The sequence below is a fragment of the Longispora fulva genome (assembly GCF_015751905.1).
Taxonomy (GTDB): Bacteria; Actinomycetota; Actinomycetes; order Mycobacteriales; family Micromonosporaceae; genus Longispora; species Longispora fulva.
On sequence record NZ_JADOUF010000001.1, the window covers coordinates 8,104,623 to 8,124,206 of the forward strand.

Here is a 19,584-nt window from a genome sequence, read left to right on the forward strand (position 1 = left end):
CCCGAACCGAGGAGAGAACACAATGTCCAAGACCCCTGACCTGCCTGGTGAGGTTTCCCGTCGCACGGTGATCACCCGGGCCGCGGCCATCGGTGCCGCCATTCCGGCCGCCGGCCTGCTCGGCGCCTGCGCCGGCGGCGGAAGCTCCGACTCCGGTACCGACTCCAAGACCTCGAACGACCCGAAGAACCCGTTCGGTGTGAAGGACGGCGACCCGTTGGAGGTCGTCATCTTCAACGGCGGCTACGGCGAGAAGTACGCCAAGGACATCCACGAGCCGATGTACAAGGCCGCCTTCCCGAAGTCGGAGATCAAGCACTCCGCCCCGACCGAGATCAGCACCACCATCCAGCCGCGGTTCGCCGGTGGCAACCCGCCGGACTTCCTGAACAACTCGGGCGCCAAGGCGATCGACATCGGCTCGCTCGTCGGTGACGGCCAGCTGCTGACGCTGGACAAGCTGTGGGCGGCCCCGTCCTACGACGACCCGAAGAAGACGGTCAAGGACACCCTGATTCCGGGCACCATCGAGTCGGGCGAGTTCGACGGCAAGTCCGTCCAGCTCAACTACGTGTTCACGGTCTACGGCATCTGGTACAACGCGAACCTGTTCTCCAAGAACAGCTGGGTCGCGCCGAAGACGTGGGACGAGACCACGGCGCTGTTCGACAAGATCAAGGCCGCCGGTATCACGCCGTACGCCTACGCCGGCGCCAACGCGTCGTACTACCAGTTCGAGGTCATCCTCTCCAACGCCGCCAAGATCGGCGGGGCGGACGTCCTGAAGAACATCGACAACCTCGAGGACGGCGCCTGGCAGGTGCCCGCGATCAAGGACGCCCTGGACTTCTGGGCCGGCATCGGCGCGAAGTACATGGACAAGTCCCACGAGGGCCTCAAGCACACCGAGGTCCAGCTCCAGCAGAACCAGGGCAAGGTCGCGTTCTACCCGTCCGGCTCCTGGCTCGAGAACGAGCAGGCCAAGGAGACCCCGGCCGACTTCAAGTACGCGATGACCCTCGTGCCGAGCAAGGGCAGCGGCGACAAGATCCCGTTCACCGGTATCCACGCCACCGCCGGCGAGCCCTACGTCATCCCGGCCAAGGCGAAGAACCCGAACGGCGCGCTGGAGTACATGCGCATCATGCTCTCGAAGAAGGGCGCCAACGAGTTCGTCAAGCTCAACGGCTCGCTGACCTCGGTCATCGGCTCCTCGGACGGCGCGACGCTCACCCCGGGCACCGCCTCGGCCAAGACCGCTCTCGACGCGGCTGGCAAGGACGTCTTCACGTTCCACGTCAACGACTGGTACGCGGACATGAACACCGAGATGAAGGCCGCCACCAACGCCCTCATGTTCGGGCACCAGAACACGGCGCAGTTCATCGAGCGGGTCCAGAAGGCTGCGGACAAGCTGAAGAAGGACTCCAGCATCAAGAAGAACAAGGTCAAGTAGTAAAAGACCCGAGCGGAGAGCACAGGTCATGCGGCACGGTAGAAATCCCTTTATCGTCGGCTTCTTGACGGCGCCAGTAATTCTGTACGTGTTCTTTGTAATTCTGCCTTACGTCGAGGCATTCTATTACTCGTTCACGAGCTGGCACGGTTTCCAGAAGGCCGAGTGGGTCGGCATCGACAACTACAAGAAGATGTTCGACGACGACACCTTCTGGAAGGCCGTCACGCACAACGGGATCATTCTGCTGCTCCTGCCGCTGGCCACTCTCATCATCGCGCTGTTCTTCGCCTTCCTCCTGAACGTCGGGGGGAAGGCGAAGGCAGGGGTCTCGCAGGGGGTCCGGGGGTCGAAGTTCTACCGCCTGGTGTTCTTCTTCCCCCAGCTCCTGGCGGTCCCGATCGTCGCGGTGCTCTTCCAGTCCGTGTACCGGCCGGACAAGTCCGGCGTCCTCAACGGCATCCTCGGCTTCTTCGGCGTCAAGCCGGTCGGCTGGCTGATCGAGCCGAACATCGCGCTGCTCATGCTCATCGCCGTGATGGTCTGGCAGGCGATCGGCTTCTACGTGGTGCTGTTCTCGGCCGGCATGTCCTCGATCCCCGCCGAGATCTACGAGGCGGCCGAACTCGACGGCGCCACCCCGGCGACCACGTTCCGCCGGATCACACTGCCGCTGCTGTGGGGCAACATCCAGACCGCGTGGGTGTACCTGGGCGTCGCGGCGTTCGACGCCTTCGCGATCGTCGACGTGCTCTCCAACAACCAGGGCGGCCCCGACTTCAGCACCACGGTGCTGTCGGAGGAGATCTACAAGGCCACCCTGGCCGGCAAGTACGGCTACGCGACCACGCTCGGTGTCGCCCTGTTCTTCCTCACCGCGACGTTCGCCGTGATCGCGTTCACCACCACCAAGCGCGAAACGATCGAGTACTGATGGGAACCCACATGACCAAGAAGCCGCGCGGCAAGTCCAGCGCCTTCATGAGCCTCGGTCACGTCGCGCTCGCGGGTTTCGCCGTGATGGTCGTGCTGCCGATGCTGTGGGCGTTCGTCTCCTCGTTCAAGAACAACACGGAGATCTTCGACAACGCCTTCACCTGGCCGGCGAAGTTCCGCTGGTCGAACTGGGTCGACGCGTGGGAGACCGCGCACATCGGCACCTACTTCTTCAACACCGTGATCGTGGTGTTCTTCGGTGTCGCCGGCACGATGCTGCTGGGCTCGATGGCGGCCTACGTCCTGTCCCGGTACGACTTCGTCGGCAACAAGGTCATCTATTACACCATCATCGGCGGCCTCGGCTTCCCGGTCTTCCTCGGCTTCGGCCCGCTGTTCAAGCTCGTGCAGATGACCAAGGACATTCCGTTCATCGGCCCGCTGCTCGGCCTGAACTCCTACGTCAGCCTGGTGCTGGTGTACATCGCCTACTCGCTGCCGTTCACGGTGTTCTTCCTGTCCGCCTTCTTCCGGACCCTGCCCACCTCGGTGGCCGAGGCCGCGATGATCGACGGCTGCTCGCACACCCGGCTGTTCTTCCGGGTGATGCTGCCGATGGCCAAGCCCGGCCTGGTCGGCATCACGATCTTCAACATCATCGGGCAGTGGAACCAGTACATGTTCCCGACGCTGCTGATCAGTGACCCGGACAAGTGGCAGCTCACCCAGGGCATCGCCCGGATCTCCACCACGGCCGGCTACGAGGCCAAGTGGGGACCGCTGTTCGCCGGCATCTGCATGGCGATCATCCCGATGATCCTGATGTACGCGTTCTTCCAGCGCCAGATCCAGTCGGGTCTGACCCAGGGCGCCGTCAAGTAACACCGGAGGCCGCGCGGCCCCGCACTGCCGACCGGCGTGCGGGGCCGCTGCACGTCCTCAGACGGCCGCGAAGTACGCCGCGGCGACCGCCGTGTGGTTGGGGAACGCCAGCTCGGTGGGGGCGAAGATGACCTCGTACCCGCTGGTCTCCTCTGTCAGTTCCGTCGGCGCGGCCTCGATCTCCGGCAGCAGCCCGAACACCAGGATGTGCCACTGGCTGCTCTGCACCGCGTGCAGCCGCACCTGCTCGGCGCCGAACACGATCGTGGTCTCCTCGCGCAGCTCGCGGACCACCGACTCCTGCCACGACTCGCCGAACTCCATGAACCCGCCCGGCAGGCACAGGTGCCCGCGCTGCGGCTCGATGTCGCGGCGCACCGTGAGCAGCCCGCCGCCCTGGACGGGGACGACGGCGAGGGCCACGGGGAGCGGGTTGCGGTAGGTGAACTCGCCGCAGCCCTGGCAGTGCCGGGGCCAGACATCGTTCGTGAACTTGGTGCCGCAGTGGGTGCAGAAGATCGCCATACGCAGATCCTGTCAGAGGGCTGTGGCACAGTCAGTGCCGTGGAGCGGATCGCGGTGGTGGAGACCCCTGAGGGGGGCTTCCGGCTGCGCGCCCTCGATCGACCCGGCGCGCCGACGGAGCAGGTCACGGGCCCGGCGGCCCTCGACCGGCCAGGCGTGCGCTGGGTGTGGGCCGACACGACGGCGATCTACCCCAAGCTGCTCGCCGCCGGGGTGCGCGTCACCGCCTGCCACGACGCCGCGCTCACCGAGGCCCTGCTGTCCGGGCACGACGGCCGCTGGGGGGAGCCCCGGGCCCTGCGCGCCGCGTGGGCCCGGCTGACCGGCGCGCCGGTGCCGGCCGACCCGCCGGTCCGGGAGCGCGACACCCAGCCGACCCTGTTCGAGCCGTTCGACGACGGGGTGCCCACCGGGGTCGACGCCCTCGACGTGCTGGCTGCCGTGCACGCCGCGCAGGTCGACCGGATGCCGGACGCGGCGTTCCGGCTGCTCGTGGCCGTCGAGTCCGCCGGTGCCCTGGCCGCGGCGGAGATGGGCCACGTCGGGCTGCCCTGGCGGGCCGACGTGCACGACGCGCTGCTCGTCGAGCTGCTCGGCGAGCGGGCCGGGCCGGGCATGCCGCCCCGCCGGCTCACCGAGCTGGCCGCGCAGGTGGTCGCCGCCCTCGGCGGGCCGGTGTTCCACGTCGACTCGCCGGCCGAGGTGATCCGGGCCTTCGCCCGGGTCGGGATCCGGCTGCCGTCGACCCGCAGCTGGGTGCTGAAGGACGTGGACCATCCGGCGGTCGCGCCGTTGCTGGCCCACAAGGAGCTCTACCGGTTGTACGTGGCGCACGGGTGGAACTGGCTCGACACCTGGGTCTCGGCCGGCCGCTTCCGCGCGGAGTACGTGGCGGGCGGGGTCGTCACCGGCCGGTGGGCCACCCGGGGCGGGGCGGCCCTGCAGATCCCCAAGGTGGTGCGCCGCGCCGTGGTGGCCGACCCGGGGCATGTGCTGGTGTGCGCCGACGCCGGGCAGTTGGAGCCGCGGATCCTGGCGGCGATGGCCGGCGACCACCGGCTGGCCGAGGCGGCCCGGGACGCGGATCTGTACGCGCGGCTGGCCGCCGAGGCGTTCGGCGGCGACCGGCAGCGCGCGAAGATCGGCATGCTCGCCGCGATGTACGGGCAGACGTCCGGCGAGGCCGCGGCCCCGCTGGCGACGCTGCGTCGGCGGTTCCCCGTGGCGCTCGAGTGCGTGGAGCAGGCGGCCCGGGCGGGGGAGGAGGGCCGCCTGGTCCGGTCCCGCCTGGGCCGGACGTGCCCGTCGCCGTCGGTGGGCTGGTGGGGTGCCGTCGGCGAGGTGGGTGGCGGGGGTGAGGGCGGCTCCGCGGAGTGGGGTGCGGGCGGCGGAGGTTTCCAGGATGGTCAGGCCCAGGCGGACCAACAGACAGACGCGGGTGGCCGCGACGGCGGGTCGCGGGCCCGGGCGCGGGGACGGTTCACCCGGAACTTCGTGGTGCAGGCGACAGCGGCCGAGTGGGCGTTGGCGCTGGTCGCGGGGCTGCGGCGGGAGTTGATGGCGATTGACGGGGCGGAGCTGGTGTTCTTCCAGCACGACGAGGTGATCGTGCACTGTCCGGCGGGGGTGGCCGAGCGGGTCACGGCCGCGGTCGCGGAGGCCGCCCGGCGGGCCGGGGAGCTGCTGTTCAGGGACACGCCGGTGCTGTTCCCGGTCGGCGCGGTGGTCGTGGACTCCTACGCTGACGCGAAGTAGGGACGGACCGACGCGCGCCGGCCCAGGGACGCTGCGTAACCGGAAAATGCTCTGCAGGGGGTGACGGCGACGGGCGCACCTGCGGCGACCCGGCTGCGGGCCACGGGACAGCTGCGCCGGACGGTGCCACCGACGAGGTGGCCTTGGACCCGGTCGTGCGTATCGGGGCGGCCGGGGCCGGTGGCCTGGCCGCGCGCGGTGGGTCCGCCGCTCCGCGTGACGGGACACGGCGGGGCGGGGCGGGCCCGCCGCGCGCGGTGATCACGGGGCGGTGTGGCTGACCCCGGTGAGGAGGAGCCAGACGCGGCAGTTGTTGGCCGACGTGCCCGCCAGGGGTGCGCCGGCCGTCGTGCAGGTGGTGCGGAGCGTGACCGTCTTGCCGGCCGGGACGTCCACCGGGGTGCCGAGGTGGTGGTCGAGGTCGCGGAAGTTGGCCAGCGACAGCGTCATGATGACCTGCCCGTCGACGAGCACCTCGACCTTGCCGGTGTCGCCCTGCGGCGCCTGGAAGATCATGTCGGTGACGCTCAGTGACGTCTTCGCGCCGAGGGTCAGGGGCGTTCCGGAGGCGGTGGCGCCGTTGGCGGCGAGGTTCTCCAGCCGGAACCGGTAGTTCGCGTGCACGGTGGCCGGGGGCTGCACGGGCGGCGGGGGCGGCGGTGGTGAGCCCTCGGCCTTCGCCTTGGCCTCCTTGGCGACCTGCTCGGCGTTGTCGGCCTTCTCCGCGACCTGGGTCAGCGGCGCCCTCACCGACTCCTTGGCCGTGGACTTCACAGCCGGCTTGAGCAGCAGGAACCAGACGGCGGCCCCGGCCAGGACCAGGGCGAGCGCGCCGGCGACCAGGCGGGCCAGGGTCCGGGAGAACACCGGGTTCTGCACGATCGCGCCGTCGAGCGCGATCGGCCGGGAACCGTCGTCGGCGGTGACCGTGACCTGGAAGGGGTGCGTCACGGGCTGCCCGCGCCACAGCCGGCTGTTCGCGCGCACCACGACCCTCGCGAACACCGCCTGGCCGGGGGGCACCGTGAGGATCGACGGCCGGGGCGAGACCAGCAGCTTGCCGTCCGGGTCGCCGCCGGCCACCTGGACGGTGACGGGCACGTTGCCCCGGTTGTCGACCGCCAGCTCGTGCCGGGCGCGCCGGCCCTGCGAGGTGCGCGGGGTGAGTTCGGCCCCGGTGTCGGTGAACGGGAGGACGTGCAGCACGCCCTCGGGGGCGACGGCGGACCCGGGGTGTTCCGTGGGCAGTACCCGGACGGCGAAGGGCAGCTCGCCGGCCGGTACGGACCCCGAGCGGGGCGGGTGGAAGGAGACCACGACGACGGTCTCCGCACCGGGGTAGAGGCTCACTACCGCCGGTTCGACGGCGGCGAAGGGCGCGGCGTCGCCGACGACCTCGAACCGGTACTCCTCGACGACGTCGCCGTTGTTGCGCAACGTCAGTTCGCAGGTGGTCTGCGAGCCAGGGGCGACTTCGAGCATGGTGGATGTCAGTACGGCCAGGGTCGTCATGATCACGAGGTTATGAACCGTTTTGGCGAGCCGGTACGGGCGACCGGGAACACTTTCGGGCATAAGTTCTGCCCGTTGACCCCACGTTGACTGGACGCTGAGGGGCATCGGTCATGCTCTCCCCAGGTGTCCCTCTGGCACGGGGAGCAATTCATGTTGATCAGTAGAATCCCGGTGTACCTGCACGCCGTCGACCCGATCTCGCACGCGGGTGTCGCCGGCCAGTTGCGCCCCCGCCCGGAGATCCAGATCCTCGGCGAGGCGGAACTCGATCTGGCGAAAGTAGCACTGATGGTCGTCGACACGGTCGACGACGAGGTTCTGCGCCTGCTGCGCAGCCTCCGGTGCGGCGGCGTGCACCAGCTCGTCGTCGTCGCCCGGCAACTCGCCGACTCCGACCTCGTCTCGCTCGTCGAGGTGGGCGTCGGCGGCCTGATCCGGCGCTCCGAGGCCACCTCGGACCGGCTGGTCTCGGTGATCATGAGCGCGGCGGCCGGCGAGGGCGTCATCCCGCCGGACCTGCTCGGCCGGCTGTTGTCCCAGGTCGGCCAGGTGCAGCGCCAGGTGCTCGGGCCGCGCGGCCTGACCTTCTCCGGGCTCGCCGAGCGCGAGATCCAGGTGCTCAAGCTCGTCGCCGACGGCCTGGACACGGCGGAGATCGCGCTCAAGCTGTCGTACTCGCAGCGCACCGTGAAGAACGTGCTGCACGACATCACCAGCCGGCTGCACCTGCGCAACCGGTCGCACGCCGTGGCGTACGCGCTCCGGCACGGGCTGATCTGATGATCCACGAGGTGGACGACGGGCTGCGCAGGCTCCTCCGCGAGGAGGCGCTGCGCGGCACCGAGGTGGAGATCGCGCTCGACGCGCCCACGAAGGACTGGGCGGCCCGGCGCAACGCGCCCACCGTGAACATGTACCTCTACGACATCCGCGAGGACATGCGCCGCCGGCAGCGGGGCATGCTCAACGAGTACGGCGGGGACGGGAACGTGGCGGCCCGGCACGCGCCGCCCCGGTACCTGAAACTGTCGTATCTCATCACCGCGTGGACCCAGCGGCCCGAGGACGAGCACCGGCTGCTGTCGAACCTGCTCGTCTGCCTGCTGGGGCACGAGGCGCTGCCGGCGGCGGTGCTCAGCGGGTCGCTGGTGGCCTTCGGGCTGCCGGTGCCGCTGACGTGCGCGCTGCCGCCGCCGGAGGACCGGGCGTTCGCCGACGTCTGGACCGCGCTCGGTGGCGAGCTGAAGCCGTCGTTGGACGTGGTGATCAGCGCGCCCGTGGACCCGGGTCGCCGGTTCCCGGTCGGGCCGCCGGCCGAGGGCGGAATGCTGCTGAAGATGGGTGGGGACAGTGTCGGGCACGAGGTGCCGGCGGACGCGACGCCGGGGGAGCCGAGGGTGGCGATGATGCGGTCGCGGCAGGGGAAGGGGACGACGTGAGCGCCACCTCCGGGCCCGCCTCCGCGTCGGGCCTCGTGCCGGGCCCGGTGCCGGTCGATGACGGGCTCGCCCAGCTGCTCGCCCTCCTCGCCGGCCTCGAACAACGCGTCCGGGTGGCCGTCGCGGCCCGCCGCGCCGCCGACCCGGCCCCCGACGACCCGTTCCGCGGCCTCTACCTCTCCGACGAGGCCATCGACGCCCTTCTCGACGCCCGCCGCGACCCGTGGCCCGCCGACGGGCCCGGCCCGACGCACGGTCGGCTCGCCGCCCTGGTCACGGCCGCGGCCCTCGAGCCGCTCGACGGGGAACTCCTCCTCGTCGCGCTCGCCCCCGACGTGGACAGCAGGTTCGAGCAGTTCTACGGGTACCTCAACGACGACGTCACCCGGCGGCGGGCCAGCGTCGGGCTCGCGCTCCGGCTGGCCGGGCTCCCCGAGGGGGCCGGCGCGGGCCGGGCCCGGTTCGACGCGGGCGCCCCGCTGCTCACCGCGGGCCTGCTCGTCGTCGAGGAGCCCGACCGGCCGCTGCTGTCCCGGCAGCTGCGGGTGCCCGACCGGGTGGTCGCGCACCTGCTCGGCGGCGACCTGCTCGCCCCTGCGCTGACCGGGCTGCTCGCCGACGCGCGCCCCGAGCCCCTGCTCACCGCCCAGCCCGACGCCGTCCGGCTGGGGCGGGCGCTGTCGGGCGGGGCTCTTTTGGCGTACCTGCGGGAACGCGGCGGCGGCTCCGGTCAGGCCCTGGGCGTGGCGGCCCTCGCCGCGGCCGGCCGGCCGGCGCTCGCCGTGGACGCCGCCCGGTACGCCGCGGGCCCGGCCGGCACCGCGCTGGTCCGCGAGGCGGTCCTGCGCGGGGCCGGTGTGGTGTTCGGGCCGGTCGACGGCCACGACCCGACGGAGCTGCTCGACCTGTTCGACCGGGTCGGGGTGCCGCTGCTGCTGTACGGCACGGTCGGTTGGGACCCGCGCTGGACGCACCGGCCACCGCTCAACATCACCGTCGAGGCCGTGTCGGCCGCCCTGCGCGCGGAGCTGTGGCGCACCGCCCTCGACGGGGCCGCGCTCGGCGACGGGGTGGATCCGGCCGCCGTCACCGCGCACTTCACCCTCGGTCCGCCCCAGATCCGCAGGGCGGCGCGTGCGGCGACCCTGGCGGCGTACGGCGACGACGGCGTGGTGCGGCCCGAGCACCTGCGGCACGGCGCGCGCAGTCAGAACGCCGCCGGCCTCGAACGCCTCGCCCGCCGGATCGAGCCGGCCGTCGGCTGGGCCGACCTGGTCCTGCCGCCCGCCGTCACCGGCCAGCTCCGCGAGCTCGCCGGCCGGGCCCGGTTCCGCGACCGGGTGCTCGACGAGTGGCGGATGCGGCCCGGCGGCGGGCGCGGCCGGGGCGTGACCGGGCTGTTCGCCGGGGACTCCGGTACCGGGAAGACCATGTCCGCCGAGGTGATCGCCGGGTCGCTGGGCCTGGACCTGTACACGGTGAACCTGGCGACGGTCGTGGACAAGTACGTGGGCGAGACGGAAAAGAACCTCGAACGGATCTTCACCGAGGCCGCCGGGGTGAACGGGGTGCTCCTCTTCGACGAGGCAGACGCCATCTTCGGCAAGCGGTCGGAGGTCCGCGACGCGCACGACCGGTACGCCAACATCGAGTCCGCCTATCTCCTCCAGCGGCTGGAGACGTTCGACGGGCTGGCCATCCTCGCCACGAACCTGCGGGCCAACCTCGACGACGCGTTCACCCGCCGGATCGACATCGTGGTGGACTTCCCGCTGCCGGAGGCCGAGCTGCGCCGCGCCCTGTGGGACGGCTGCCTCGGCCGGCTCGCGCCGCGCGGCGCCGACCTGGACCTCGACTTCGTGGCAGGCGCGTTCGAGTTGGCCGGCGGGCACATCCGGTCGGCGGCGATCACCGCCGCCTACCTCGCGGTCGAGGCCGACCGGCCGGTGGCGATGGCCGACCTGATCGGGGCGGTGGCCCGCGAGTACCGGAAGCTGGGTCGGCTCTGCCTGGAGCGCGAGTTCGGCGGCTACCTTGCCCTCTTGGGCACCTGACTGTGCCCGCCAGTCGGCCGGGACCTGGGGCATCCTGAGGGCATGCGTGGGCATGAGCACGACGTCGAGGAGAGCGCCCGGCCACGGGGCGACCGGAGCACGTCAGAGGACACCGACCTGCTGGGGCGCGCCGCCGCGGCCGGCCGTCCCGACGTGCTCGGCGCCGCCGGGCTCCTCGGGTTGCAACGGGTCGCCGGCAACGCGGCGGTCGGGGACGTGGTCGACGAGTCGCCGGTGCACGGGGTCGTCAACTCCGGCGGCGGGACCGGCCTCGACCCGGACACCCGGGGCGACATGGAGTCCCGGTTCGGCCAGGACTTCGGGGACGTGCGGGTGCACACCGACGGCGCGGCGCACGACTCGGCGAAGGCCGTCAACGCGCAGGCGTACACGGTGGGCTCGAACATCGTCTTCCAGCGCGGCATGTACGACCCCGGGTCCAGCCAGGGTCGGCACATGCTCGCGCACGAGCTGACCCACGTGGTGCAGCAGCGCAACGGGCCGGTGGACGGCACGGACGTCGGTGGCGGGGTGCGGGTCAGCGACCCGGGGGACCGGTTCGAGCGCGAGGCGGTGTCCAACGCCGACCGGCTGATGTCCGGGCCGGCCCCGACGACGGCGGAGGCTCCCGCCGGGGGCGGCTCCGTGCAGCGGCACGCCGAGGAGGACGCCGACGTCCAGCGGATCGAGGACGGGGCCCCGGCGGTGCAGCGCGAGGAGGAGGCCGGCGTGGAGGAGGAGGAAGCCCCGGCCTGAGGACCGAAAACCCCTTCATGCGATTACGGAGGGGCCCGACCCGGGCCCCGTCGGCCCGACCCGCCCTACTCCAGCGTGACGCGGTCGCCCACCCGCACCGGACCGGGCTCGACCACCTTCAGATAGATCCCCATGCAGGCCAGTTTTCCCAGGTCCAGCACCTGGACCCGGTGCTCGGCCGCCACGGTCCGCATCACCGACGGGTCGGCAGGCAGGTCGCCGTGGGCCAGGGTCGGCACCACGCACCGGGGCGTGGGCACGAGGACCTCCAACCGCGCGGTCGACCCGATCCGCACGGTACGGCCCACCCACTCGTCCTCGGGGAACCCGGGACCGTCCGCCGCGACGACCAGGTTCGGCCGGAACCGGGCGGCGTCGCCGGGATACCCGACCTCGGCGAGGCTGGCCGTGCTGACCAGGTGCACCGGCCCGAAGTCGAAGAACGTCCCGGCCGCCGTCCGCCCGGTGGTGATCGCCGCGCCGGTGCCGTCGACCACCGCCCGCGCCGGCCGGTCCTCGACCTCGGGCACGGCGCGTTCGAGGACCCCGACGGCTGGCGGGACCGCCGACAGAGCCACCGGTCGGCCGAGCAGGGTCGACAGCCGGGCGTCGAGTTCCGGCGCGCCGGCGGCGTGTTCCGTGCCGTCGGGGAGCCGGACCCGGGTGGCGCCGTCGACGGTGTTGGCCGTGCAGGTCAGTAGCTGGCCCCATTTGCGGGGGTGCTTGGCGCTGCACACGGTGTCGCCGGCCGTTGCGGCGTAGACGCGGTCGCCGGCCAGTCCTCGCGGGGTGAGCTCGCCTGCGGGGAGCCGCTCGCCGAGCATGGACTTGACCGGGTACCGGCGGATCTCCAAGATCGTTCCCGTCATGGGGCGATCCTGCCACGGGGACGGACCGTGCGACGAGCCTGTTTCGCGGCCCGGCCGCCGCGCGGGTCGATCAGGGGATCAGGACCCCCGGGTTCAGGATCCCGGTCGGGTCCAGGGTGGACTTGACCGCCCGGAGCACGGCCACGCCCAGCGGCCCGACCTCGTCGGCGTACCACGGCTTGTGGTCCCGGCCGATCGCGTGGTGGTGGGTGATCGTCGCCCCGGCCGCCGCGAGCGCGTCGCTGGCCGCCCGCTTGGCCGCGTCCCACTGGGCGAGCGGGTCGGGGCCCTGCGCGGCGGTGACCGTGAAGTACAGCGAGGCGCCGGTCGGGTACACGTGCGAGATGTGGCACAGCACCAGCGGCGGGGTGTCCTGTTCCACGAGCGCGTCGACGAGGGCCTCGCGGACCGTCTCGTACACCGTCGGCAGGGTCGACCAGAAGCCGGCTGTCTCCAGGGTCTCCACCAGCGCGCCGGCGTCGAGCAGCGCGTCGCGCAGGTACGGCGCCGCGAACCGGCCGGCCGCCCACGCGTCGCCCGGCCCGGTGCCGAGCGGCTCGCCGCCGAGCGCCCGCAGCCGGTCGGCGGCGAGGGACTGGCGGGCCGCGACGTCGTCGGCGGTCCCCTCGAAGCCGATCAGCAGCTGACAGCCGCCGGCCCCCGAGCCGAGAGCGCCGGGCCGGGACAGGCCGATCGCCGTCTCGTACTCGTCGGACAGCCGCAGCACCGTGGGGGCCGGGCCGTCCTGGGCGACCGCGCGCATCGCCGCCGTGCCCTCGGAGAAGTCCTCGAAGGTCCACGCCTCGTAGTGCCTGACCTCCGGCACGGGGCGGATCCGCACCGTGAGCTCCGTGAGGATGCCGAACGCGCCCTCGGAGCCGAGCAACAGCTGGCGCAGGTCCGGGCCGGCCGCCGAGCGCGGGGCCCGGCCGGCCTCGATCGTGCCCGTGGGGGTGGCCGCCCTCAGGGCGACGACCAGCTCGTCGAACCGGCCGTAGCCGGCGGAGGACTGGCCACTGGACCGGGTCGCGGCGAACCCGCCCAGCGTCGCGTACTCGAAGCTCTGCGGGAAGTGGCCCAGCGTGAAGCCGTGTTCGGCGAGCAGCCGCTCGGCCTCCGGCCCCCGGACGCCCGGCTCGAACGTCGCGGTCCGCGACACCGGGTCCAGGCTGACCAGGCGGCTCATCCGGGACAGGTCGACGGCGAGCACGCCGGCGAAGCCCTCGCGGTCGGCGACCAGGCCGCCCACCACGGAGGTGCCGCCCCCGAAGGGCACGACCGCGAGGCGGTGCTCGACGGCGACGGCCAGCAGGTCCAGCACCCCCTGGTGGGAGTCGGGCCGGGCCACGGCGTCGGGTGCGTCGGCGGCGTCGCCGGACCGGATCCGGAGCAGGTCCGGGGTCGACTTTCCGCGCAGGTGGGAAAGCCGGTCGGCGTGGGATGTGCTCACGTCGCCGAGCAGGGCGAGCACATCCGCCGGGATCCGGCAGGGCTCCAGCGGCAGGTCGGCGGGGATCGGCGCCCCGGGAGCCTCGACGCCCAGCGCCTGGCCGAGCAGGCCCCGGATGGAGTCGGACAGGGTCGCCGCGCGGTCCGGGTCGCCCCAGCCGCCCCAACGCATGGTCGTATTCATGAGTTACACTGTGACACATGACGTCCAGTCGTAACAACCCGACCCGCGCGGACGAGGACCTCCTTCTCGACGCCGCGCGCGACCGGATCACCGCCGTCGGCCTGCGCCGGGCCACCCTGACCGACATCGCGCGGCGTGCCGGGGTGTCCCGGATGACCATCTACCGGCGGTGGCCGGACATGGCGGCCCTGGTCGGCGACGTGATGACCCGCGAGTGGGTCGGCCTGATCGGCGCGGTCGGCGCGGCCGCGACCGGGGCGCACACCCGCGAGCGCCTGGTCACCGGCGTCGTCGAGGGGGTGCGCACGATGCGCGAGCACCCGATGTTCCGCCGGATCGTCGACCTCGACCCCGAGGTCCTGCTGCCCTACCTCGTGGACCGGCGCGGCGCGAGCCAGGACGCGATGCTCGCCCAGATCTCCGCCGGCGTCGTCGCAGGCCAGGCCGACGGCTCGGTCCGGGCCGGCGACGTGGCGGTCCTGGCCCAGTCGGTGCTGCTCACGCTCCAGTCGTTCGCGCTGTCAGCGCCCATCATGGGCGGGTCCATCGCCGCGCTCGACGCGGAGCTGGCGACCCTCCTCGACCGGTACCTGGCGCCGTGAACACCTCGCTGAACCGGGCCCGGCGGGCGGCGGAGCTCGCGGCCCTCGACGAGGTGGACGTCCTCGTCGTCGGGCTCGGGGCGACCGGGGCCGGAGCCGCCCTCGACGCCGCCTCCCGGGGGCTGCGGGTCGCGGCCGTCGACACCCACGACCTCGCTTTCGGTACGAGCCGGTGGAGCTCCAAGATGATCCACGGCGGCCTGCGGTACCTGGCCCAGGGCCAGCTCGGCGTCGCCTACGAGAGCGCCGTCGAACGCGGCACCCTGCTCACCACCACCGCCCCGCACCTGGTGCGGCCGCAGCCGTTCGTGCTGCCGCTCACCCCGGACGTGAGCGCCGGCAAGGCCGCCGTCACCCGGATCGGCCTGGGGCTCGGCGACGGGCTGCGCCTGCTCGCCGGCACCCCGGGCCGGGTGCTGCCCCCGCCCCGGCGGATTTCCGTCGCCGAGACCCTGCGGCTCGCCCCCGGGCTGCGGGCCGAGGGGCTGCGCGGCGGCCTGCGGCACTGGGACGGCCACGTTGTCGATGACGCCCGGCTCGTCGTCGCCCTCGCCCGCACCGCCGCCGGGCGCGGCGCGTCGATCCTCACCCGGTGCCGGGCGCTGTCCCTCGGCCCGGTGTCCGTGCTCCGCGACGAACTCACCGGCGACACCTTCGAGGTCCGGGCCCGCGCGGTGATCAACGCCGCCGGGGTCTGGGCCGGCCAGCTCGACCCGACGCTGCGGCTGCGGCCATCGCGCGGCGCGCACCTCGTCCTGCCGTCGGCGCTGCTGGGCGACCCGACGGCCGCGCTGAACATCCCGGTGCCCGGCGAGCGGTCCCGGTATGTGCTGGTGCTGCCCCAGGGCGACGGCCGCACGTACGTGGGCCTCACCGACGTGCCCGTCGACGGCGACCCGCCGGACGTGCCGGTGCCCTCCGCCGAGGAGGTGGCGTTCCTGCTCGACGCCGTCCGGGCGGTGTTCGCCACCCCGATCGGCGAGACGGACGTGATCGGCGCGTTCGCCGGGCTCCGGCCCCTGCTCGCCGCCGACGGGCGCACCGCTGACCTGTCCCGCCGGCACGCCGTCCGGGTGTCGCCGAGCGGGGCGGTGACGATCGTGGGCGGGAAGCTGACCACGTACCGGCGGATGGCCGCCGACGCCGTCGACCGGGCTGTGGGGCTCGCCGGGCTGCGGTGCGGGCCGTGCGTGACCCGCCGGCTGCCCCTGGTGGGGGCGGGAAACCCGGATGACGGGTACGACGTCGGTGCCGGTGCCGCCGACCCGTCGGTCCCCGCCCGGCTCGTGGCCCGGTACGGCACCGAGGCCGCGCTGCTGGCCAGGGGCGACCTGACCCCGGTCGCGCCAGGCAGCGACGTGACCCGGGCGGAGCTGGACTGGGGGGTCCGGCACGAGGGCGCCCTCGACGAGGGCGACCTGCTGGACCGGCGGACCCGGATCGGGCTGGTGGACGGGGACCGGGCGGCGGCGCTCCCGGCGGCCCGGGCGGCGCTGGCAGCCTGACCCGGGCCCCGCTCCCGCTACGGCTCCAGGGCCACGCTGTCGTACACCGTGGTCGACAGGTCGTTGGGGTTGCTGTCGGCGTGACTGGTCAGCGCGACCGTGTACGCGTGCCCGGCGACGACCGGCGCGCTGATCCGGGTGAACGCCGACTGGGTCGCGCACGTCTTCGGCAGCACCGTCGTCGTCCCCCCGGTGGTGGTGTCCGTCAGGATCACCGTCGCCCAGTCCCACTGCACGGTGTCGGGGCAGGTCATCCGGTACCACACGGCGAGGGTCGCCGAACCGGTCGGCACCGTGAACGTCTGGGTCAGCGTCGAGTCGCTGTTGACCGCCCCGAGCTTCGCCGCGAACGCGCCGGCCTGCACGGGGGAGCCGACCGCCGCGCCGGTGCCGGTCACCGACCAGCCGGCCAGGGTGCCGGTCTCGAAGCCGCCGTTGGTGAGCGTGCCGCCGCCCGTGGTCAGCGGTACCCGGTAGATCCCCCGGCCGAACGTCGCGGCGAACACGGCTCCGGTGCCGGCGTGGTACTCGAGGTCCGTCACCGGCGCCAGCGGCAACCCGCTGCCCAGCCGGGACCAGTTCCCGGACCGGCCGGCGGCCGTGAACACCCCGACGTCGGTGGCGGCGAGCAGGGTGTCCCCGGGCGCGACCACGAGGTCGTTCACCGGAGCCGGCGGAAGGTTGCCGGTGATGTTCTGCCAGGTCGTACCCCCGTCGGCGGTCGTCAGGACCTGGGGGGCGTTGCTCCCGGAACGGTAGCCGGACAACGTCACGTAGGCGCGGGTCCCGTCGATCCTCACCCGGGAGACCCAGGGCTGGCCGGACAGGACGAGCCGCCAGGTGGCCCCGCTGTCGGCGCTGGTCCAGACCCGGCCGTCGTCGGTGCCGGCGTAGATCGCGGCCCCGCTGGCGGCGACCGTGGTCAGGGTGCCGAACGGGTAGTCGGGGTCCCGGCCGGGGCCGCCGGTCAGGTCGGGGCTGACCACGGTGAAGGACTGGCCGCCGTTCGTGGACCGGTTGAGCCGGTTGCCGCCGAAGTACACGGTGTTCGGGTTGTCGGAGGCGAACTCCATCGGCGTGAACCAGTTGTAGCGGGCCGACGTCGCGGCCCCCAGCGACTGCATCGACGTGCCGCCGTTCGTGGACCGGCCGCAGGAGCCGTTCTGCGAGCACGCGAACACGTTGTTGGCGTTGGTCGGGTTGATCAGGGTCTGCTCGCCGTCGCCGCCGTAGAAGGAGTTCCAGCCGGTGCCGCCCCAGGTGCGCAGCGAGCCGTTGTCCTGGGCGCCGCCGGAGATCCGGGTGGCGTCGGTGGCCGCGACCGCGACGCTGTAGAACTGGGTGAACGGCTGCACCGTGCCCTTGGTCCACCCGCCGCCGGAGTTGTCCGACCGGTACGCGCCGCCGTCGTTGCCCTCGTACACCCGGCCGGCCACCTTCGGGTCCCAGGCCATCGCGTGGTGGTCGGCGTGCAGGCCCGACGCGGACTTCCAGGAGCCGCCGCCGTTCGTCGACTCGCGCACGTCCACCCCGGGCACGAACACGTGCTGGGCGTTGGCCGGGTCGACCCACACCTTGCCGGTCCACCACAGCGAGCCCCCGGCGGCGGGCAGCGCCGTGGTCGCGAAGCTGGCGCCGTTGTCGGTGGAGGCGTAGAAGCCCTTCTCGCCGCCGAAGGGGCCGTATGTGGAGGTGACCACGTAGACCTTGCCGGTGCTCGCCACGCCCACGCCGATCCTGCCGAGCTGGGCGCTGGAGTCCAGCCCCACGGTGTCGCCGGGGCTCTTCGCCGTCACGTTGGCCAGCCGCGTCCAGGTGGCCCCGCCGTCGGTGGAGCGGTACAGGCCGGAGCCGGTGCCGCCGTACCTGCGCAGGTCGGGCTCGCGGAGCCGGTCCCACATCGTGGCGTAGACCCGGTTGTGGTCGCTCGGGTCCACGACGACGTCGACCGCGCCCGTGGTGCCGTTGGCCCCGGTGAGCACCCGCTGCCAGGTCGCGCCGGCGTCCGTGGAGCGGTAGACGCCCCGGTCGCCGCCCGACCGGAACAGGGAACCGGTCGCGGCCACGAAGATCCGGGCCGGGTCGGTCGGGTCCACGCTGATCGCGCCGATCGTGGCCGAGGCGGGCAGGCCGACGTTGGTCCAGGTCACGCCCCGGTCGGTGGAGCGGTAGACGCCGTCGCCCTCGTACGTCATGCTGCCGCCGCCGGGGTTGGCCTCCCCGGTGCCGGCGTAGAGGGTCCCGTCGCCGGCCGCCGCGACCGCGCCGATCGCCTGGGGGTTGTCGGCCGGCCACAACGGCTGCCAGGTGCCGCCCTTGTCGGTGGAGCGCCAGACGCCGCCTGTGGCCGCGCCCAGGTAGACGGTGTCGGCGAGCGCGGGGTCCACGGCGAGCCCGGTCACCCGGCCGCCGACGTTGGTGGGGCCCTGGGTGGTCCAGGCCGGCCCGACCGTGGGGAGTGCCCGCGCCCGGGCGGCAGCCCGGAGCAGTGCCTGCCGGGGGAGGCCGTGTCCGGCGGAGGTGTCCTGTCTGGCCTTCCACTCGCCGGGGGCCTGCGGGCCGCACCACTGTTCGCAGTCTTCCTCTGCGAGGGTGTGGGCGGCCGGTGTGGCGGCGGCCGGGAGCGTTCCGGCGAAGGTCAGACCGCCGGCGAACAGGAGCAACGCGAGAATCCGACGCACCGGACACCTCATCTCATAGAGATTCGTCGATGCGTGAGTATGTGAGGCCCCACCGGGCGAAATCAAGATGGTTGGCATGATCCGTGCGGAACCGGTCACGGCCCGCCAAGGTCACCCCTGGCGGGCCGGCCGGACTACCAGCCGAAGCCGGCGGCGTACGTCGTCTCCGCGAGCACCCGCTGGCCCTCGGCGTTCGGGTGGAAGTAGTCCCAGGTCGAGACCTGCGACAGCTGGAACGGGTAGTTGAACACCGCGTTGCCGTCGAACTTGCACAGCGAACCGTACGCCGCGCAGGCCTGGGCGAGCTGGGCGTTGTAGTCGGCGACCCGCTGGCGGACCCGGTCGCGCCGGGCGACGTCCGCCGCCGCCGTCGAGGTCGGGTTGGCCAGCAGCGACTGGCAGATCCCGAACGTCGACCAGGCGGTACGCGCCGAGCCGCTGTCCTTGCCGACCTGCCACAGCCGCTTGACGTCCGGCACGCTGGCGATGAAGACCGAGGAGTTCGGCACGCCGGACTTCAGCGTGGCCAGCGCGGCGTCGAGCTGGGCCCGGTAGGTGGCCACCGGGGTCATCGCCGACTCCGAGGAGGTGCAGGCGTCGTTCGCGCCCATCAGGATCGTGACGTACCCCGCGCCCTGGGAGACCGCCGAGCCCGCCTGGCCGTTCAGGTCGGCCATCTTGGCGCCGGTCTTGGCGTCGTTGAACCAGTTCCCGTCGATGTCCGGGTTGACGGTGTCGATCCGGTCGTAGTGCGACTCGATGTAGCCGTCGATCCCGGTACTCCACGAGCGGCGCGTGCAGTCGCTGTACCAGCCGCAGGCGTTGAAGCCGCGCGTGATCGAGTCGCCGAGGCTGGCGATCGAGGTGGGCGCGGGCGGCGTGGCGTACGCGGCGGCCGGTGCCGCGACGGCCATCGTGACCGCCGCGGCGAGGACGACGAGGAAACGCGTGGATCTCACTGGGCCTCCTGGGGTGC

16 protein-coding genes are annotated in these 19,584 nt (G+C 72.8%); 10 read left to right on the forward strand and 6 right to left on the reverse strand.

The genetic code is table 11. The annotated features are described in order from the left end of the window. Positions 1-22: 22 nt before the first annotated feature. The 3 genes from ngcE (at position 23) to IW245_RS37600 (ending at position 3,274) form a co-directional block, all read left to right on the forward strand. Positions 23-1,456 (forward strand): N-acetylglucosamine/diacetylchitobiose ABC transporter substrate-binding protein, encoded by a 1,434-nt coding sequence (gene ngcE / locus IW245_RS37590; protein WP_197007816.1) that lies wholly within the window; start codon positions 23-25, stop codon positions 1,454-1,456. 64 nt (positions 1,457-1,520) lie between these two features. Beyond that, positions 1,521-2,390: a carbohydrate ABC transporter permease gene (locus IW245_RS37595; RefSeq protein ID WP_307788948.1), complete on the forward strand. Its 870-nt coding sequence runs from the start codon at positions 1,521-1,523 to the stop codon at positions 2,388-2,390. A gap of 11 nt (positions 2,391-2,401) precedes the next feature. Further along, complete coding sequence (locus tag IW245_RS37600; RefSeq protein ID WP_197007818.1) at positions 2,402-3,274, forward strand: carbohydrate ABC transporter permease; 873 nt, start codon at positions 2,402-2,404, stop codon at positions 3,272-3,274. Positions 3,275-3,331: 57 nt separating this feature from the next. On the opposite strand, the gene IW245_RS37605 is transcribed toward IW245_RS37600, so the two are convergent. After that, positions 3,332-3,799 carry an NUDIX domain-containing protein gene (locus IW245_RS37605; protein WP_197007819.1) on the reverse strand — a complete coding sequence of 156 codons (468 nt, stop codon included), beginning with the start codon at positions 3,797-3,799 and terminating at the stop codon, positions 3,332-3,334. Between IW245_RS37605 and IW245_RS37610 the strand changes: the two genes are divergently transcribed. After that, on the forward strand, positions 3,734-5,554 hold the full coding sequence (locus IW245_RS37610) for a bifunctional 3'-5' exonuclease/DNA polymerase (protein WP_372445322.1): 1,821 nt from the start codon (positions 3,734-3,736) through the stop codon (positions 5,552-5,554). The genes IW245_RS37605 and IW245_RS37610 overlap by 66 nt on opposite strands. 261 nt (positions 5,555-5,815) lie before the next feature. Here the strand turns inward: IW245_RS37610 and IW245_RS37615 are convergent, their stop codons facing one another. Then, positions 5,816-7,066 (reverse strand): COG1470 family protein, encoded by a 1,251-nt coding sequence (locus tag IW245_RS37615; protein WP_197007821.1) that lies wholly within the window; start codon positions 7,064-7,066, stop codon positions 5,816-5,818. Between the two features lie 153 nt (positions 7,067-7,219). On the opposite strand from IW245_RS37615, the gene IW245_RS37620 reads away from it, so the two are divergent. The 4 genes from IW245_RS37620 to IW245_RS37635 are packed head-to-tail and all read left to right on the forward strand — an operon-like array spanning position 7,220 to position 11,318. After that, a complete protein-coding gene (locus IW245_RS37620; protein ID WP_231399065.1) occupies positions 7,220-7,849 on the forward strand; it encodes a helix-turn-helix transcriptional regulator in 630 nt (209 codons plus the stop codon). Continuing rightward, a complete protein-coding gene (locus tag IW245_RS37625) occupies positions 7,849-8,508 on the forward strand; it encodes a Pvc16 family protein (RefSeq protein WP_197007822.1) in 660 nt (219 codons plus the stop codon). Before IW245_RS37620 ends, IW245_RS37625 begins: the two co-directional genes overlap by 1 nt. Next, positions 8,505-10,562: an ATP-binding protein gene (locus IW245_RS37630; RefSeq protein WP_233472984.1), complete on the forward strand. Its 2,058-nt coding sequence runs from the start codon at positions 8,505-8,507 to the stop codon at positions 10,560-10,562. The genes IW245_RS37625 and IW245_RS37630 overlap by 4 nt, the downstream gene beginning before the upstream one ends. A gap of 42 nt (positions 10,563-10,604) precedes the next feature. Then, positions 10,605-11,318 (forward strand): eCIS core domain-containing protein, encoded by a 714-nt coding sequence (locus IW245_RS37635; RefSeq protein ID WP_197007823.1) that lies wholly within the window; start codon positions 10,605-10,607, stop codon positions 11,316-11,318. A gap of 65 nt (positions 11,319-11,383) precedes the next feature. Here the strand turns inward: IW245_RS37635 and IW245_RS37640 are convergent, their stop codons facing one another. Beyond that, positions 11,384-12,187, reverse strand: coding sequence for an MOSC domain-containing protein (locus tag IW245_RS37640; RefSeq protein WP_197007824.1), 804 nt, complete (start codon positions 12,185-12,187; stop codon positions 11,384-11,386). Between the two features lie 70 nt (positions 12,188-12,257). Then, positions 12,258-13,820 (reverse strand): FAD-binding oxidoreductase, encoded by a 1,563-nt coding sequence (locus IW245_RS37645; protein WP_231399066.1) that lies wholly within the window; start codon positions 13,818-13,820, stop codon positions 12,258-12,260. A gap of 17 nt (positions 13,821-13,837) precedes the next feature. On the opposite strand from IW245_RS37645, the gene IW245_RS37650 reads away from it, so the two are divergent. Both IW245_RS37650 and IW245_RS37655 read left to right on the forward strand, forming a co-directional pair. Then, on the forward strand, positions 13,838-14,422 hold the full coding sequence (locus IW245_RS37650) for a TetR/AcrR family transcriptional regulator (protein WP_197007825.1): 585 nt from the start codon (positions 13,838-13,840) through the stop codon (positions 14,420-14,422). Beyond that, positions 14,419-15,927, forward strand: coding sequence for a glycerol-3-phosphate dehydrogenase/oxidase (locus IW245_RS37655; RefSeq protein ID WP_197007826.1), 1,509 nt, complete (start codon positions 14,419-14,421; stop codon positions 15,925-15,927). The genes IW245_RS37650 and IW245_RS37655 overlap by 4 nt, the downstream gene beginning before the upstream one ends. Positions 15,928-15,944: 17 nt before the next feature. On the opposite strand, the gene IW245_RS37660 is transcribed toward IW245_RS37655, so the two are convergent. Further along, positions 15,945-18,608, reverse strand: coding sequence for a WD40/YVTN/BNR-like repeat-containing protein (locus IW245_RS37660; RefSeq protein WP_197007827.1), 2,664 nt, complete (start codon positions 18,606-18,608; stop codon positions 15,945-15,947). Between the two features lie 134 nt (positions 18,609-18,742). Then, entirely contained in the window at positions 18,743-19,567 is an 825-nt protein-coding gene (locus IW245_RS37665; RefSeq protein WP_233472983.1) for an SGNH/GDSL hydrolase family protein, read from the reverse strand. Positions 19,568-19,584: the final 17 nt, after the last annotated feature.